The sequence below is a fragment of the Listeria fleischmannii subsp. fleischmannii LU2006-1 genome, from assembly GCF_000344175.1.
In the GTDB taxonomy this organism is placed as follows: domain Bacteria; phylum Bacillota; class Bacilli; order Lactobacillales; family Listeriaceae; genus Listeria; species Listeria fleischmannii.
Genome location: NZ_ALWW01000029.1, coordinates 20,062 through 37,461, shown reverse-complemented (window position 1 = coordinate 37,461; position 17,400 = coordinate 20,062). Strand labels below are relative to the sequence as shown.

The 17,400-nt window shown below is 37.5% G+C and carries 12 protein-coding genes and 3 pseudogenes; 1 reads left to right on the top strand and 14 read right to left on the bottom strand.

All coding sequences use genetic code 11. The features are described 5' to 3' along the window. The 14 genes and pseudogenes from LFLEISCH_RS15020 to LFLEISCH_RS09465 all read right to left on the bottom strand — a co-directional run. A pseudogene (locus LFLEISCH_RS15020) lies at nucleotides 1-185 on the bottom strand (recombinase RecA); the annotation flags it as partial. A 249-nt stretch (nucleotides 186-434) separates the two neighbouring features. Continuing rightward, entirely contained in the window at nucleotides 435-1,688 is a 1,254-nt protein-coding gene (locus LFLEISCH_RS09530) for a competence/damage-inducible protein A (RefSeq protein WP_007475857.1), read from the bottom strand. 77 nt (nucleotides 1,689-1,765) lie between these two features. Further along, on the bottom strand, nucleotides 1,766-2,344 hold the full coding sequence (gene pgsA, locus LFLEISCH_RS09525) for a CDP-diacylglycerol--glycerol-3-phosphate 3-phosphatidyltransferase (RefSeq protein WP_007475855.1): 579 nt from the start codon (nucleotides 2,342-2,344) through the stop codon (nucleotides 1,766-1,768). 74 nt (nucleotides 2,345-2,418) lie between these two features. Continuing rightward, nucleotides 2,419-3,380 (bottom strand): annotated as a pseudogene (locus LFLEISCH_RS14725) (helix-turn-helix domain-containing protein). A 38-nt stretch (nucleotides 3,381-3,418) separates the two neighbouring features. Next, on the bottom strand, nucleotides 3,419-4,150 hold the full coding sequence (ymfI, locus tag LFLEISCH_RS09510; RefSeq protein WP_007475853.1) for an elongation factor P 5-aminopentanone reductase: 732 nt from the start codon (nucleotides 4,148-4,150) through the stop codon (nucleotides 3,419-3,421). Between the two features lie 109 nt (nucleotides 4,151-4,259). Next, entirely contained in the window at nucleotides 4,260-5,549 is a 1,290-nt protein-coding gene (yfmH, locus tag LFLEISCH_RS09505; protein ID WP_007475851.1) for an EF-P 5-aminopentanol modification-associated protein YfmH, read from the bottom strand. Next, nucleotides 5,530-6,814: pseudogene (gene yfmF, locus LFLEISCH_RS09500) on the bottom strand (EF-P 5-aminopentanol modification-associated protein YfmF). The gene yfmH and the pseudogene yfmF overlap by 20 nt, the downstream one beginning before the upstream one ends. 105 nt (nucleotides 6,815-6,919) lie before the next feature. Further along, complete coding sequence (locus tag LFLEISCH_RS09495) at nucleotides 6,920-7,870, bottom strand: ABC transporter permease (RefSeq protein ID WP_007475848.1); 951 nt, start codon at nucleotides 7,868-7,870, stop codon at nucleotides 6,920-6,922. Then, complete coding sequence (locus LFLEISCH_RS09490; RefSeq protein WP_373852517.1) at nucleotides 7,867-8,928, bottom strand: ABC transporter permease; 1,062 nt, start codon at nucleotides 8,926-8,928, stop codon at nucleotides 7,867-7,869. The genes LFLEISCH_RS09495 and LFLEISCH_RS09490 overlap by 4 nt, the downstream gene beginning before the upstream one ends. Beyond that, nucleotides 8,921-10,453 (bottom strand): ABC transporter ATP-binding protein, encoded by a 1,533-nt coding sequence (locus LFLEISCH_RS09485; protein WP_007475846.1) that lies wholly within the window; start codon nucleotides 10,451-10,453, stop codon nucleotides 8,921-8,923. Before LFLEISCH_RS09485 ends, LFLEISCH_RS09490 begins: the two co-directional genes overlap by 8 nt. A gap of 349 nt (nucleotides 10,454-10,802) precedes the next feature. Then, nucleotides 10,803-11,879, bottom strand: coding sequence for a BMP family lipoprotein (locus LFLEISCH_RS09480; protein WP_007475845.1), 1,077 nt, complete (start codon nucleotides 11,877-11,879; stop codon nucleotides 10,803-10,805). A 305-nt stretch (nucleotides 11,880-12,184) separates the two neighbouring features. Beyond that, nucleotides 12,185-14,473, bottom strand: a complete 2,289-nt coding sequence (locus LFLEISCH_RS09475; RefSeq protein ID WP_007475844.1) for a DNA translocase FtsK — start codon at nucleotides 14,471-14,473, stop codon at nucleotides 12,185-12,187. Nucleotides 14,474-14,639: 166 nt separating this feature from the next. Beyond that, on the bottom strand, nucleotides 14,640-15,206 hold the full coding sequence (locus LFLEISCH_RS09470; RefSeq protein ID WP_007475842.1) for an ATP-dependent Clp protease proteolytic subunit: 567 nt from the start codon (nucleotides 15,204-15,206) through the stop codon (nucleotides 14,640-14,642). Nucleotides 15,207-15,287: 81 nt separating this feature from the next. Further along, nucleotides 15,288-16,214 (bottom strand): YitT family protein, encoded by a 927-nt coding sequence (locus tag LFLEISCH_RS09465; RefSeq protein WP_112153782.1) that lies wholly within the window; start codon nucleotides 16,212-16,214, stop codon nucleotides 15,288-15,290. A gap of 207 nt (nucleotides 16,215-16,421) precedes the next feature. Here LFLEISCH_RS09465 and trhO point away from each other — a divergent pair, with 207 nt between their 5' ends. Next, the gene (gene trhO / locus LFLEISCH_RS09460) at nucleotides 16,422-17,387 is read left to right on the top strand and encodes an oxygen-dependent tRNA uridine(34) hydroxylase TrhO (RefSeq protein ID WP_007475840.1); all 966 of its coding nucleotides are present in this window, start codon (nucleotides 16,422-16,424) and stop codon (nucleotides 17,385-17,387) included. The last annotated feature ends 13 nt before the right edge of the window (nucleotides 17,388-17,400 follow it).

Genomic DNA, 17,400 nt, shown 5'->3' with positions numbered 1-17,400 from the left:
TTTCAATAATTCGACCTCTAGGATAGCCCACCTACCCCCAATGCGATGTCAAGGGCTAACGATCCACTTGACACAGTGGATATATTTTGATCGCTATGTTCCCCTAACTTCATAATCGAACCTTTACCAAATTGTTTTTCAATAGATTTTAGTGCTTGGTCTAACGCAGCTTGACGATCGTTCACATTATTGCCTCCTCTATATATATCTCATTCCATTATTCATTAAATCCAAATTCCGCTTAACTGAAATTCCTAAAATAACTATACCTTAATTCATTTCAATAATCAAGCAAAAAGCGAACATTTATTCGCATTTTTTAAAACAAGGGATGGACTTGTATAATTAGTATAGCTTTTAGCTACGCAAACGTCCAACTCTTTTTTGGGCGTCATTTCTAGGTTATTATAAAGATTTTTTTGCTTTGCTCTAAGCTAAAAACCCATTTTTTCTGTCAAAAATTGATTAATAACTTGGAAACCTTGTTTTACAGCGCGATTTCGGTTGTGATTTCGATCCCGTCCAAACACAAAGGAATACGTTTCTGTTTCAAAGCCCTCTACACTTAAACCAATAAAAACAGTACCAGCTACATGTCCCTCCATGCCACCAGGACCAGCAACGCCTGTGAAGCTAATTCCCATTTTAGTATGGCAGATTTTACGAATATTTTCGGCCATTTCCCTCGCGCATTCAGAACTCACCACACCATGCTCTAATATAACTTGCTGAGAGACACCTAGCACCTCTCTTTTCATTTCTGTACTATAGGTGACCATTCCACCTTTTAAGATATCTGAAATGCCCGTAGTGCCTCCTAATTCAGCTTGAAATAATCCGGCAGTTAAACTTTCAGCTGCAGAAATAGTGATTTTTCCTTTTAAAAGTTTTCTAATAACCACATCAGCAAGCGATTCGTCCCCATAGCCATATAAAAATTCTCCATCACGTTTTAAAATCTCCTCTTCTGTTTGAGAAAGTAAGTTTTCAGCTTCTTCTTTTGTGCTTGCTGATGCCGTGATGCGTATTTCAACTTCATTATCAGAAGCATATGTGGCAATAGTCGGGTTGGTTTGATGTGTAATTAAATCCTCTAAATCAGATGCTAGTCTTGATTCGCCAATACCAAAAAAATGCATGATTTTAGATTCCAAATGAACTTCGCCACCCGTAGCGTTTTGAATTAGCGGTTTCGCATAATTCGTAAACATCGGTTTCATTTCAGAAGGCGGCCCTGGAAGTAGCATATAACTTCTTTCGGAAAGTGTGAAAAACATCCCGGCAGCAAAGCCAAAATCATTTTGGAGCACCGTTGAATTTTCGATGACTAACGCTTGAAGCTTATTATTCTCTGTCATAACACGTTTACTTCCTGCAAAATACTGGGTTATTTTATCCAAATGAAAAGTATCTTCCACTAAATTTTTATGAAGATGATTCGCCACCACTTGTTTTGTAATATCATCTTGAGTTGGGCCAAGACCTCCTGTGAAAATTAAAAGATCACTACGCTTTTCCGCCGTTGTAATAACTTCGCTTAGACGCTCAGGATTATCCCCGACGACTGTATGATGATAAACAAAAATGCCAAGAGCCGCTAATTCTTTGGATAAAAAAGCGGCGTTTGAGTTGACAATTTGACCCAGTAAAATTTCTGTTCCGACCGCAATGATTTCTGCACGTACCATATGAACACTCCCTTTATACAAAATAAAAAAACGAAATACTTCACCGAAAATTTATTCGACTGAAGTATTTCAGTTTTTTACATCGAACCTTTAAAGACTCCGCGGTTTTTATAAAAATAGTCGATTCCCGACCAAACAGCGAAAAATGCACAGACGTATAGAAAAATCAAATCCACACGAATGCCCGTCCAAGCAAATGGAAAATTATGTAAGAACATAAGTGGAATAGCAATCATTTGGGTAAACGTTTTGATTTTCCCGAGTTGTCCGGCTGCCAAGACTTCGCCGCCTTCAACAAGTAATAAACGTAGTCCAGTCACCGCAAGCTCTCGGCTGATGATTAAAATGACAATCCACGCTGGCGCAATATTCATTTCAACTAGAATAATAAATGCCGCTGCAACAAGCAATTTATCCGCCATTGGATCTGCAAATTTCCCAAAATTAGTAATTAGATTATATTTGCGCGCTAGATGACCATCAAACCAATCTGTTAAAGCTGCGACAATAAAAATAATTGTGGCAACTAAACTTGTTACTGGTATTGTTGAGTCAAGCCACTCCACATTTCCCCATGAAAAAGGTACCACACAGATAACCACAAAAATTGGAATTAAAATAATTCGTGCTACCGTTAGTTTATTTGGTAAATTCATTGTTTTCTCCCCCATCACAAATTCTATATGAAAAGAAAGTATAGGCTTATTTATCACCTATACTCACTTTTATACTACTGATTTGTAGCTGAACTATCTGATGTTTCAGCATCGCTACTACTATCTTCAAGCGAAACTGTAAGAACTTGTTTAACTAAAGTCGGTGCAAGTTCTAATGCTTTTCCATTTACTTTTACAGTTGTGACCGGTGCATTTCCAACCACGATTGAAATGGTTTTATTTTCACCTGCATCAATGGCCTCGCTTGTTTCACCATCTTTTACAATACCGTTATAGATATTCGCTCCAGATTCTGTTGAAACGCCAATCCATGTGTCCCCACCAGATGCAGCAATTTGGATAGAAAGCTTATCGGTATTTGTTACCGTGTAGCTCGTTGCATTTCCTTGTGTTTCACCTTTAGTAATCGCAAGCTGCTTGTCTTCTTTTTTAGGTTCTTCTTTTTTCTCTTTAGTATCAGAGGATTTTTCTTTTCTCGTCTTTCTTAGCTGTTTGTTGATTATCATCGGATTTTTTCGTTGACGAGCCAGTATCATCTTGCACTTTAACCGTTTGATTATCGTTTGTTGATGTCACTTCATCATCCGATTTATTTGCAAATACAAAGTACCAAATAATGAAAAGAATAAATACAATAAAGAGCGCAATTAATACTTTGGGTAAAATATCAAAAAAACGATTTCGCGTAGAGGTAGCCCCACCAACAGAATGTGTTGTAAGTGGTGTTGCCTTTTTGTGTGCCCTACTCTGTTCTTGGTTTACAACTTCTTGTTGCGAATAAGGAACTTCCGATTCAAATTCCGTAAACAATTCTGCACTATCCAAATCGACAGCTTCCGCATATTGCTTAATAAATGCTCGTGTATAAAATTTACCGGGCATTACCGAATAATTTCCTTCTTCAATTGCGACTAAATTACCTTTTTTGAATTTTAGTAATTTTGTTGTAAATCATCTAAACTGTAGTCCTTTTTCTTCTTCTTGCAGTTTTCAGTTTGTCGCCTAATTCAGTCAATATCAAACACCTACCATTAATTAAATCAAAATTTATTATTACATGTTCCAGCCACCATTAACTCCAAGAGCTTGTCCTGTAATATAATCACTTTTCTCACTCAGCAAATAAGAAGCGGCATTCGCAACATCGATTGGTTTAGCAAGGCGTCCAAGCGGTATCTCATTTTCTAAGTCCAACTTTTCGCACTCTGTAAAGCGGTCCAACATGGCTGTATCAACAGCACCAGGCGTAATCGCATTTACAGTTGTTCCACTATACGCAACTTCTTTACTTAGTGCTTTTACAAAAGCAAGTTGCGCTCCTTTCATTGTTGAATAAATGACTTCCATTGCTGCTCCAATTTCTCCCCAAATGGAACTTATAAAAAGAATTCTGCCATGCTCACTCTTTTGAATTTTCGGCAAAAAAGTGCGAACCAAACGAAGTGGCATTTCAACATGAATTTGATAAAGATGCTCTAAAGACTGATCTGAACTATCCATAAAAAGTGTATATTCAGACTCACCCGCAGCATGGACAAATACATCCAGTTGAAAAATTTCTTTTGTAATCCGCATCAAATTTTCAGAATTTCTAAAATCGGCTTGAACTAGAAATACATCAATATTAAAAACTTTGAGTTCTTCCGTTAATTCTAAAATACGACTTGTGTTCTTATAATAATGGAGATAAAGATGAAATCCGTCTTGGGCAAGTCGTCTTGCAATTGCACCACCGATTTCACCACTTGCTCCTGTTACAAAAGCATATCTTTTTGTTTGCCTCAATTTTAAATTCTCCTTGAAAACCCATTAATTTCATAATAGCATGACTTCGTTTATAATACCATTTTTTCTCTGAGTTTGCTCATAAAAACTTAAATTTTTATACTTTTCTTTAGTTTTCTTCAGGTAGAAGCTTGAAAGTTGTGATTTTATCATCCTTTGCAAGAGACTTAATAAACCTATCAACATCCTCTTTTGTTATCTGCTGAGTAGCCTTTGGAATATCAAATAAAGAGGCATCTTCTAAAATATATTGACTAAATTGATTGGCGATAAACTCTGGAGAATTCAGGGAACGTAAAAATTGTCCCATTTTTTTGCGCTTCACAAGTTCCAATTCCTCATTTGAAATTCCAACTTCAGCACTTTTCAAAATCGCGTTTTGAATTGCTTCAGACTGCACATCTGGTTTAACTGAGTCGCCGCCAATAATGACAAATGAAAAACTATCTTGCAAGGAATAATCAAAACCAAATGTATCATCAATAATCCCTTCGTTGTAGAAGGTTAAATAATTGTCCGAAGTCGTGCCAAATAAAATTTCAAGTGCAATATCTGCTGTCATCTCATGTTTTACCGCATCAAATCCGCGTAATAATCCAATATTTTCCTTGATACCCACTAAAACTTTAGGAATTTGTATTGGAAACTTCACTTCGCGTGTTTTTATTGCCACTTCTTCTTGTTCATTTGGAAATGCGCGTTTTATTTCTTTCGGTTTTTCAAATGTTTTTTTGCTTTGATTAGCACGAATATCCGCCATGGTTGTTTCAGGATCTAACTGGCCTACAACAAATAAGACCATGTTACTTGGATGGTAAAATGTATGGTAGCAGAGATAAAGCAAATCTTTATCAATTTCAGAAATGGATTCTACAGTTCCTGCAATATCAATTTTAACAGGATGGTCTTTATACATATTTTCGATTACACCAAAATAAGCGCGAAAATCAGCATCATCCTCATACATACGAATTTCTTGCCCGATAATCCCTTTTTCTTTTTCAACCGTTTCTTTTGTAAAATAAGGTTCTTGGACAAAATCGAGTAACGTTTCAAGATTTTCTGGAATATGAGATGTCCCGGAAAATAGATAGGCTGTTCTTGTAAAGGACGTAAAAGCATTCGTAAACGCCCCTTTTTCACCAAATTTAAAAAAGACATCGCCATCTTCCTTTTCAAACATTTTATGTTCTAAAAAATGAGCAATCCCGTCCGGAACGTGTGTCATTTCTGTTTCGCCAAGTGGCACAAAGGTATTGTCGATAGAACCGTAATTTGTTGTGAAAATAGCAAAAGTTTTACTAAATCCTTTTTTTGGTAGTAAAAATACGCGTAAACCATTTTCTAATCGTTCTTGGTACACGGTTTCATTTACTTGCTTAAATTCTATTTTTTCCATCTATATCACTCACCTTTCGCTAAGAAGTAAACCGTATCAGCATGTATTTTTTGTATAGCTGTCACTACTTCTTCCTTGGTTGTCGCTTTAATTTTACGAATCCAATTATCCAGTGTTAAATCACTATTTTTAAGAACATTATTATAAGCTAATTCAATTAGACCTTGCGCTCCGTCGCTTGTTTCAAGCAATTGGTTTACGTACATTTCTTTTGTTTGGGCAAGCTCATCCTCTGTAAAGTCGCCTGCTTTCATGGCTTTAATTTGTTCTTTAATAATCTTAATGGCTTCTTCACGATTTTTTTCATCAATACCAGCTGAAATAATCATAAAGCCTTTAAATGTATCTAATCGGCTAGATGCATAGTAGGCTAAGCTTGCTTTTTCACGAACATTAATAAAAATTTTGGAATTTGCATAACCCCCTAAAAGGCCGTTAGCAAGTTGCAAGGGAACAAAATCGGTATCGCCGAAGTAAACGCCCGTTTGGTAACCTAATACGAGTTTTGCTTGGTTGATTGCTTGGTTTTCGGTTACAAAACGCTCTTCTTTTTTCTCTTGGTTCGGCCAGGCCGCAAGTTCTCTCATTTCACGGTCACTGAATCTTAGTTTCCTCACAAAAGGAGCTACTTCACTCGGTTTCATATTCCCACAAATAAAGAGCTCGATGATGTCATTTTGCAAAAACTCCTCGTAATAGCTGTAGAGATCTTGGGCTGTAACTCCTTCAATATCTGAAATTATGCCGGACGCAGGATACGCAAAAACATCTCCTGCAAACATTTCTTCAATTAAGCGAACATTGGCATAGCGAATTTTATCATCATAAATACTTTCCAATCGGCTTTTCAAATTTACTTTTTCGCGCGCAAATGTTTCCTCATCAAAAGCTTGTTCCGACACATTTGGGGCAAAAAACACATCGTTTAAAAAGTCGAACGCATCCGCTAAAAGCTGTTCAGATTCGGGCACAAGTTTGGCATCTACCATGTCAAAAACAGCGGTTATGATGTGCTCATTTCCCTTTTTCTCTACAGAAGTAAAGAAATTTGCCCCATATAAATAAGCGAGTCGGCGTCTAAAATCGGTTTGCGTTTTATAGTGAGCGTTATTCGTTTCAAACATCATCGCGAGTAGCGCTCTTTTTGTCAGTGTCTCACGGGTTAGCGGTGCACGAAATTTAAACACAATTCGATTAGATTTAAATTTTTTAGTTTCTATAAAAGTCGTATGTAAATTCCCTATTTTTTCTTGATAATAATCCATGTTGATGCTCCTTCCGTATTTCCTATCCTTCATTTTAGCGTAACTCCCGATGAAGTACAATTTTAAAAGCCTCCACACCAAGTGTGAAGGCTCTAGCGACAAAAATTATTTTCCTTTGATATAATTGACACCATCCGCTTTTGGCGCTTCCGCTTTCCCGATGAAGCCGACGAGCGCTAAAATCGTCAATACATAAGGCGCAATTTGTAAGTAAATATCTGGAATTTCTTTGAAGAATGGAAGTGAACCACCTGTAATGGCAAGACATTGTGCGAAACCAAAGAAAATGGCAGCCCCCATTGCGCCAAGTGGATTCCATTTACCGAAAATCATAGCGGCAAGAGCCATATACCCTTGTCCAGAAATCGTAGCATGACCGAAATCTAGTGTAAAAGACTGGGCGTAAACAGCGCCACCTAATCCACCTAAAATCCCGGAAATTATAACACCTTGGTAACGCATAAAGCGCACTTTAATTCCCATCGTATCAGCGGCAAGCGGATGTTCCCCAACCGAACGAAGACGAAGACCAAAACGCGTTTTATAAATAATGAACCAAGAGAGTATCGCAAATAAAATCGCCACATAACTCATAATAGGTACATTTGTAAAGAAAATTTCACCAATAAAAGGTATATCTTTTAAGACTGGTATATCTGGTTTTCCGAAATAATACGAAATTTGATCCGTTTGCCCTTTGTCATAAATAACTTTTACAAGGAAAAGAGACAAACCAGTTGCAAGAAAGTTAATTGCAACACCTGAAATAACGTGATCAGCACGGAAATTAATGGTCGCAACAGCATGTACGAGGGAAAAAATCCCACCAACTAGCATAGCCGCAATTAGAGATATCCAAGGGGTTAAAGCACCAAAGACGTTTTGAAACGTAAGGTTGAAGACGATTGCTGAGAATGCACCCATAACCATCATACCTTCTAACCCAATATTAACCACACCGCCTCGTTCAGAATAAACGCCGCCAAGTGCTGTAAAAATTAATGGTCCAGCCATGAGTAACGTACTAGAAACTATCGTAGCTAAAATTGCAGTCATTCTGCTTTCGCCCCTTTCTTAAATTTCGCCATCGTCCAACGAATAATATAACTTGATGCTACAAAGAAAATGATAAGGGCGATGATGACATTTACTAATTCATTTGGAACACCTGCGACTGCTGGCATATTGAGAGCACCGATTTTAAGAGCCCCAAATAGCAAGGCCGAAAAGATTATTCCAATTGGGGAACTACCGCCAAGTAAAGCTACTGCAATTCCGTCAAAGCCAATTCCAGGCGAGGAACTTAGTACATAAGCATTTCCGTAAGTTCCAAGTCCTTCCATGACACCACCAAGACCAGCAAGGCCCCCCGCAATAACCATAGACATGATAATCGTTTTCTTTACGCTCATACCTGCATATTGAGAAGCATTTTCATTAAATCCAACTGCCTCAATTTCATAACCAAATGTTGTTTTATTTAGCATTAGCCAAATAATAAGAGCAAATCCAAGCGCAATTAAAATTCCCCAGTGAAGTGTAGAATATTGGGTAATATTTTGTAAGAAATCAGATTGTAGCGAAGCAGATGCTCCAATTGTTTTTGTTTTATCGAGTCCATCTGTCAAAATGTTTTGAACGACATAATTAAAAATATAAAGTGCTGTATAGTTAAGCATAATCGTTACAATAACTTCATTAACACGTAAAGTTGCCTTTAAAATACCTGGAATAAATGCCCAAAGCGCACCGAATAGAATACCGGCCAAAATCGCAAGTGGCAAGTGAATCCATTTTGAAAGGCCATCAAATTGTAGCGCAACAATAATCGATCCTAACCACCCCATTAGCATTTGCCCTTCTGCACCAATATTGAAAAGTCCTGCTTTAAACGCAACAGCGACGGAAAGTCCGACTAAAATATAGGGTGTTGCTTGACGAATTGTTTCGCCGATATAGTACGGTTGACCAACTACACCCTCAATTAAAGCAGAATAACCAGCGATTGGGTCATAACCGAAGATAAGCATGATGACAGCACCAAATAATAGACCTAGAATAACAGCCGTTACAGGGACGATAAGTGAATTTAACACTTTTTGCACCTTACTCATGAGTTTTCGCCTCCGTTCCTGCTTTCGAGCCAGCCATTAAAAGACCCAGTTCTTGTTCGGTTGTCTCTTCTGGCTTCACAATTGCGACTATCTTCCCTTCATAAATCACGGCGATTCGGTCGCTTACATTCATGATTTCATCTAACTCAAAAGACATTAGAAGGACAGCCTTCCCTTTATCCCGTTGCTCAATTAATCTGCGATGAATAAATTCAATGGCTCCAACATCAAGCCCACGTGTTGGTTGGGCCGCAATAAGAAAGTCTGGATCTCTACTTACTTCGCGCGCAATAATCGCCTTTTGCTGATTTCCACCAGAAAGTGCTTTTGCAGCGACAAACTCGCTACTAGCCCGAACATCGTACTCTTCAATAAGCTCTCTAGCGAAGTCATACATTGCTTTATGGTTTAAAAAGCCTTTTTTCGAAATAGGTTTTTTATAATACGTTTGCAAAGCGATATTTTCACCTAAGCTCATTTCAAGCACAAGTCCATGTTTATGACGATCCTCAGGAATATGACCTAGTCCTGATTCTGTGATTTTACGAGGTTTCATATTTTCGATATAATGGCCGTTTAATTTAATGGTGCCTGCTGCCACTTTAGTAAGTCCGCTAATTGCTTGGATAAGTTCACTTTGCCCATTTCCATCTACTCCAGCAATTCCGACAATTTCACCAGCGCGCACCGTTAAATTTAGCCCGCGTACACTTTCTACGCCTCGTGCTTCCTTAACAACTAAATCTTTTACTTCTAAAACGTCAGCGCCAGGTGTAGCTGGTTTTTTCTCTGTTGTAAAGACAACTTCGCGACCGACCATCATATTAGCAAGCTCTTGTGGATTCGTTTCAGGTACATTAACTGTGCCCATACCCTTCCCGCGCCGAATGACCGTTACACGATCACACACATCCATAATCTCTTTTAGCTTATGAGTAATTAAAATAATGGATTTACCTTCTTTAATTAATGCCCGCATAATTTGAATAAGCTCTTTAATTTCTTGTGGTGTAAGAACAGCAGTTGGTTCATCAAAAATTAAAATATCGGCTCCGCGGTAGAGTGTTTTTAAAATTTCAACACGTTGCTGCATACCAATTGAGATATCTCTTACAACAGCATGAGGATCCACTCGAAGGCCGTAACGATCAGAAATTTCTTGAATTTCTTGAATCGCCTTCTTTTTTTCAATAACGCCAAATCGATTTGGTTCTTTTCCTAAAATAATATTTTCTGCTACTGTAAATTTGTCCACTAACATAAAATGTTGATGAACCATCCCGATTCCAAGGTCGTTTGCTTTGTTTGGACTGTGAATATCTTCTTTTTGACCTCTCACACGAATTTCGCCGCCATCAGGTTCATATAAACCAAACAGCACGTTCATCAGTGTTGATTTACCTGCACCATTTTCACCTAACAAAGCATGAATTTCTCCCTGCTTTAACTGTAAGGTAATGTTATCGTTAGCTACAAATCCAGAAAACTCCTTTCTGATTCCTAACATTTCAATAACATAATCCACATTCTCACTCCCTTTATCCGGTTCTTCAAAACGGAAAAACAGCCACTCGCGCATTTCTCACGAAAACGCCGCCTCTCCTCGATCAGTCTCGATGATTCTCGAGTTTTTTATCCGTTTATTTCAAATGCTCTCTTCTGTTTAAAGTTATGTATCAAGTAATCAATGTAAGCTATAAAAAAGGCATCACCTTATTTTATTTCTAATTGCCACGCATTGCAATCATAATTTATAAAAAACATAAAAATCTTTTTAGTTGTTTAGTAAAAGGGTTTACCAGTTATTAGAAAGCGGTTTCATTAAAAGGTTAAACGGTAGGCCGATAAATCGGCCCTACCGTTTTTTTATTTCATCAAGGTTTTTCTGGAACTTTAATTTCGCCATTAATTATTTTTTGTTTATATTCATCCACTTTTTTAAGTACATCAGGTGAGATGTTATCTTGGTGAGGAGATAGGCCTACCGCGTCTTTATCAAGACCGTATTCAATCTTTTCTCCACCTGGGAAATCTCCAGCTTTTGCACGAGTAGATAAATCTTTTACAGCAATATCAACGCGCTTAATTTCAGAAGTTAAAGTTACATTATACTCTTTACCATCATTTGCTTTTACTTTACCTTCGTCCCACTGGTCACGGTCAACACCGATAACCCAAACGGCACGACTTGGATCTTTTTTCTTCAAGTTTTTAGCTTCTGCAAATACTCCGTTACCTGTACCACCAGCTGCGTGGAAAATAATATCTACGCCACTTGAATACATTGTAGAAGCGATTTGTTGTCCTTTATCCGCTTTCGCAAAATCATTCGCGTATTGAACATCGATTTTGGCATCAGGATTAACAGCTTTTACACCTTCAGTAAAGCCTGCTTCAAAACGGTCGATAACGGCACCTTTTACGCCACCCACAAAGCCAACTTTATCAGTTTTCGTTGTAAGACCTGCTACAACACCAACTAAGAACGAACCATCATTATCTTTAAAGCCAATGCTAACAACATTATCGCGATCATCAATTGTATCATCAACGATAGCAAAATGGTTATCTGGGTTTTGTTTAGAAACTGTTTCAATCGCTTCTTTTAATTTGTAGCCTATACCAAAAATTAAATCATAGTTTGAACGAACAGCTGTGTTTAAATTTGTTTTGTAGTCAGCTTCTGATGCAGATTGTAAATAGTTATAGCCATCAGTGCCTTTTTCCATATCGTTTTCTTTACCAAACTCCTTCAAGCCTTCCCAAGCTGATTGGTTAAACGAACGATCATCTACACCGCCAGTATCGGTAACCATGGCAACAGTGAAATCTTTATCACTTTTTTTGCTACCTCCACCTTTACTATCAGAATCATTTGAACCACAAGCTCCCAATAAAACCGCGGAAACTAAAACTGTTGTTAGTGCCAAAGCAAATGTACGCTTTTTCACCTGCAAACCCCTCCCAAGAGATAAAATGTCAGCTAGATTTAACGGTTTACTCCGAACATTCGTCTCATTAAAACTTATGTACGTTCCCTTTTTGTTATAAAACGGGTTTCCATTGTAAACGTATACTCTAACTGCTTTTAATATACCATGTTCCGTTCTAGAAATAAACAATGAAAAGCAGTTTTTTTAAATACAAATATATTCCGAAAATTTAATTTTATTCTAGAATGCATCAACAGTAAGCGTTTACATATATATAAAGAAAAAAACCAGAACATCATGTACTGGTTTTTCTATGGACTTTTTTATTCTTCTGGATCAAGTTGTTCAATATTTACACGACGAGGCTTGCTCCCCTCATGAGGCCCAACCACACCTCTTTGTTCCATTTCATCTACTAAACGTGCCGCACGGTTATAACCTATTCTAAATTTCCGCTGCAACATGGAGACCGAAGCTGTTTGCATTTCCACAACAAGTTGCACAGCATCATGATATAATTCATCTTCACTCTCTTCTGAAACTTCTGGTACATCGTCCGGAATCATATCTTCATTATACTGAGCTTTTTGCTGAGAAATAACAAAATTAACCACTTTTTCCACTTCGTTATCAGATAAAAAGGCTCCTTGAACACGTGTTGGCTTACTAGACCCTACAGGTAAAAACAGCATATCGCCGCGCCCAAGTAGTTTCTCAGCCCCCCCCATGTCTAAAATAGTTCTAGAATCGGTTGCACTTGAAACTGCAAAAGCAATACGTGACGGGATATTCGCTTTAATGACACCCGTTATAACATCGACAGAAGGACGTTGGGTGGCAATAATTAAATGAATTCCTGCAGCACGAGCCATTTGAGCGAGCCTTGTAATAGCATCTTCTACATCATTTGAAGCTACCATCATAAGATCAGCAAGTTCATCCACAATCACTACAATAAATGGCAATTCAGCCTGTTTCTCTTCTTTTTCCTCATTATGGCGGCGAACATATTCGTTATAGCCTTCCATATTTCGCGTTCCTGTATGAGAAAATAAATCATATCGACGTTCCATTTCAGCAACTACTTTTTGCAGAGCTTGAGCCGCCTTTTTTGGATTTGTTACGACTGGAGCAAGTAGATGTGGAATACCATTATAGACGTTTAATTCCACCATTTTAGGATCAATCATCATCATTTTAACTTCATGTGGTTTCGCTCGAAGTAAAATACTAGTAATGATGCCGTTTATACAAACTGATTTCCCACTACCAGTTGAGCCAGCAACAAGCAAATGCGGCATCTTATTCAAATGCGCCAACATTGCTTCCCCAGAAATATCCCGACCGAGGGCAATTTGCAATTTATCTTCTGGTTTATTTTGGTTATTATTCTCAAGCACCTCACGAAGAGTTACAACCGCCACATTTTGATTAGCTACTTCAATTCCAATAGCAGATTTACCAGGAATCGGTGCCTCAATACGAATATCTTTTGCAGCAAGGGCGAGAGCAATATCATCCCCTAAAGAGACAATTCGACTCACTTTAACACCAACAGCAGGTTGAACCTCATATTTCGTTACAGCTGGCCCTAAATGAACTTGTGTAATTTTGGCTTTTACACCAAAGCTTTCAAAAGTTTCTTCTAATTTTTTAGCGTTGGCTTTAATTTGATTATACTCCGCAGACTGATCTGTTGGTTTCGCCTCCGTGAGTAGATTCACAGTTGGCAACTGATAAATTTCATTCTCAAAAGATTCTTGTTCAAATTGTAATTCAGGTTGAACATTTTTCGTTTCTTCCTCAACCTCTGCCGTTTCTTCAACTGGTTCAGGCACCTGATTTTGACTAAAGTTTGAAATAATAGGAGGCAGTTTCTCCTCTTTCTCATCCTTTTGACTATTTATAGTAGGCGTTATTTCCTCAGTCACTTCTTTTTCTTCTGACAAACGTTTTTCTTCACGTAACGCGCGCTTTTCTCTATTCTTTTCTAGCCATGTACCGAATTTTCGCTTGATAAAAGCAAAAGCTCGTTTTATTTTATCCATAACAGCGGAAAGTGGAATTCCTGAAGCAAAACATAAACCAACAAATACCAAAATAAGTGCAATCGTATTTGTACCAATTTTGGACAACAAAAAATAAGTGATAAAAGATGTCACCGCACCGATTACGCCACCTCCAACAGAGGCGATATCTGCAGGATGAATAACATTTGTGATAGCAACTTGAAACGAATATTCTAAAAATGAACGGTCAGCAGGCAACGTTTGAATAATAAACGTCATATGTAACATCATGGCTAATCCAACAAAAATCATATAAATACCGATTAAACGTTTTGAAAAAAACTTAGGTTTGACTCGTTTAATCATTAAATAGCCACCCAATATAATAAAACTAATGAGTAAGCCGTAACTTAGTGAACCAATCACGAATTCGCCAAGCGCATAGATAAACTCGCCAATAAACCCTAAATGGAAAATACCAATAAGTCCTAATGCAATAAAAATTAAACCGATGATTTCATAACGAAAAATAGGGTTTTTCTTCTTTTTAGAACGCGCATTTGTTCGTTTTCGCGTTGTTGTTTTTTTCTTTTGAGTCGCCAATTTTCTCCCACCTTATTTTTCACATTTCTATTTCTCGCCCAATACCGAGAAAATCCTGTTTTATTATACCATATTTCATAAAACCTCGACTCATTCCAAAGTCCTATTTCCCAAACAGATGTACGCAAAAAACCGCAACTTCGAAAAAAGCTGCGGTTTACAAAACTTAAAGTTCAGAACCAGTTTCAATAATTTTATTAACAATACCATATTCGATAGCACTATCTGCAGATAACCAGAAATTGCGGTCTGTATCTTTCGCAATTTTTTCAAATGGTTGCCCTGTCGCTTCACTAATAAGGCGATTAATTCGTTCGCGCATCCGAATAATTTCACGCGCTTCAATTTCAATTTCACTACTTTGACCTTGGACGCCGCCTAGAGGTTGGTGAATCATATAGCGCGTATTTGGTAAGCTGAAGCGATTTTCTTTTTTACTAGCTAAGTAAATCGTAATACCAGCACTTGCTACCCAACCTGTTCCAACAACGCGAACGTCCGGTTTTACAAAACGAATCATATCATGAATAGTGTCCCCAGCTTCCACGTGGCCACCCTGACTATTAATAAAAATCGTAATTGGCTCATCACTTAAAGATTCTAAAAGAAGTAACTGACTCGAAACCTCTTTGGCTAAATCTTGGTTAATTTCACCATAAATTAAAATGGTACGATTCTCAATCATTTTTTGAGTCAATAAACTATTTACGTCTTGTTTTTTCTCTTCCGCCATATTCTGCACGTCCTCTCTTTTTCAAAATTACATATTTATTGTACACTTTTGGTCAAAAAAGGTCAAAAGATAACTTTACAATTATAAATGAGGTGTTCGTTTCGTTCTCATTTGACCACCCCGAACCTCCGACATGCTCCCCCCGACCGCCAAGAAAGCATCCGGATCAATATCATCTAAAATAGCTTTTAATTTAACTTCTTCAAAACGTGAAATAATAACAAAAATCACCTTATTCGCATCACCTGAATATCCACCAGTCGAGTCTAAATAAGTCACACTTTTCCCAATTTGTTCCATAATTTCAAGTCCGATTTCTTCATGGTAACGACTAATAATAAAGGCACTTTTTGATTCATCCATCCCTTGAATCACAATATCAATGACTTTATACGCTAAAAAATATGTAATAAGCGAATACATCGCCCGGTCCCAATTAAACGCAAATCCGGCTATCGAAAAAATGATAATATTAATAACCATAATAATCTGCCCCGTTGAAAATGGCGTCTTACCATTAATAATAATGGACACAATTTCCGTACCGTCAAGCGCTCCTCCGTTTCGAATAACAAGTCCAACACCCAAACCTAGGGTCACACCCCCAAATACAGTCGCTAGGAGCAAGTCATCTGTTACAGGATCTAAATCATGCAAAAGCAGAGTCACAATAGACATAACTGCAATACCGTATAGTGTAAATAGTGCAAAAACCTTACCAATTTGTCTATAACCGATTATAAAAAAAGGAATGTTTAATACAAAAGTTAAAATACCAAGTGGAAGAGGTGTAAGTTGCGAAATAATAATGGAGATACCCACAACACCACCGTCTAAGATTTGATTATTTACGAGGAATAGTTCAAGACCAACACCCATTAAAATAGCGCCTATTGTAATCAAAAGAATTTTATAAAAAATCCATTTCATTTTTCTACGCCTTCGGATTTTAACTTCCCTTAGGGCTTGTTCTTCCAAGATGTCCGCATTAACTTGCAATTTCATCACTTCCTGACTATAACATTTTCCGCATTTATCTTTTTTTAGTATAGCATAGCCACTTTTAGATTGTATAGAAACTTCATCTAGTGAAGTAATTTGTGACTTGCTCAAAACTCCCTACTTATAGTAATATATAATATGCGCAACTTGTGGAGAAAAGCATGATTATGCATAACAATTCACATAATAAATTAAATTATAAGGGTGATAAAAATGAGTAACTATCAAGTGTTGTTATACTACAAATACACGACAATTGATGATCCAGAATTATTCGCAAAAGAGCACCTCGCTTTTTGTAATGAGATTGGATTAAAAGGAAGAATTTTAGTAGCGAAAGAAGGCATAAATGGGACTGTTTCAGGTACAACTGAAGCAACCGCGTTATATGTGGAACACATGCATGCTGATTTGCGCTTCCATGATATGGTTTTTAAAATCGATGAAACCGACAAACATGCCTTTAAAAAAATGCATGTGCGTCCTCGAACGGAAATTGTTTCCCTTCATTTAGATACCGATGTAAATCCACTCGAAGTTACGGGTAATTATATGGAACCAGAAGAATTTCGCGAGGCCTTAAAGGACCCAGATACAGTTATTCTAGATGCTAGAAATGATTATGAATTTGATTTAGGTCATTTCCGCGGAGCTGTTCGCCCTGATATTAAAGCTTTTCGTGATTTGCCTGAATGGGTAGAAGAAAACCGCGAGCAACTGGATGGTAAAAAAATCGTCACTTATTGTACCGGCGGCATTCGTTGTGAAAAATTCTCTGGTTGGTTAAAAACTGCAGGATTTGATGACGTTTCTCAACTTCATGGTGGAATCGCTACTTATGGAAAAAATGAAAATACAAAAGGTGATTTATGGGACGGAATGATGTATGTTTTTGATGAACGTATTTCAGTCCCGATTAACCAAGTAGAGCATCGTATCGTTGGGCGCGATCATTTTGACGGAACGCCGTGTGAACGATATATAAATTGCGCTAATCCGTATTGCAACAAGCAAATTTTAGCTTCTGTGGAAAATGATGAAAAATATATGCACAGCTGTTCACACGCTTGTCGCGTACATCCAGAAAACTTGTATGTCAAACAAAATCATTTATCAAAAGAAGATCTTGAAGCACGCCTTGCCGCGATTGGCGAGACATTAACGGAAACTATTCGCTAAAAAAAGAAGATGA

Excerpts from the sequence above, each read along its gene's own strand:
- LFLEISCH_RS09470 (WP_007475842.1), bottom strand. The coding sequence starts at position 15,206 with ATGGCGGAAGAGAAAAAACAAGACGTAAATAGTTTATTGACTCAAAAA.
- LFLEISCH_RS09530 (WP_007475857.1), bottom strand. The coding sequence starts at position 1,688 with ATGGTACGTGCAGAAATCATTGCGGTCGGAACAGAAATTTTACTGGGT.
- yfmH (WP_007475851.1), bottom strand. The coding sequence starts at position 5,549 with ATGGAAAAAATAGAATTTAAGCAAGTAAATGAAACCGTGTACCAAGAA.
- trhO (WP_007475840.1), top strand. The coding sequence starts at position 16,422 with ATGAGTAACTATCAAGTGTTGTTATACTACAAATACACGACAATTGAT.
- LFLEISCH_RS09495 (WP_007475848.1), bottom strand. The coding sequence starts at position 7,870 with ATGACTGCAATTTTAGCTACGATAGTTTCTAGTACGTTACTCATGGCT.
- LFLEISCH_RS09490 (WP_373852517.1), bottom strand. The coding sequence starts at position 8,928 with ATGAGTAAGGTGCAAAAAGTGTTAAATTCACTTATCGTCCCTGTAACG.
- pgsA (WP_007475855.1), bottom strand. The coding sequence starts at position 2,344 with ATGAATTTACCAAATAAACTAACGGTAGCACGAATTATTTTAATTCCA.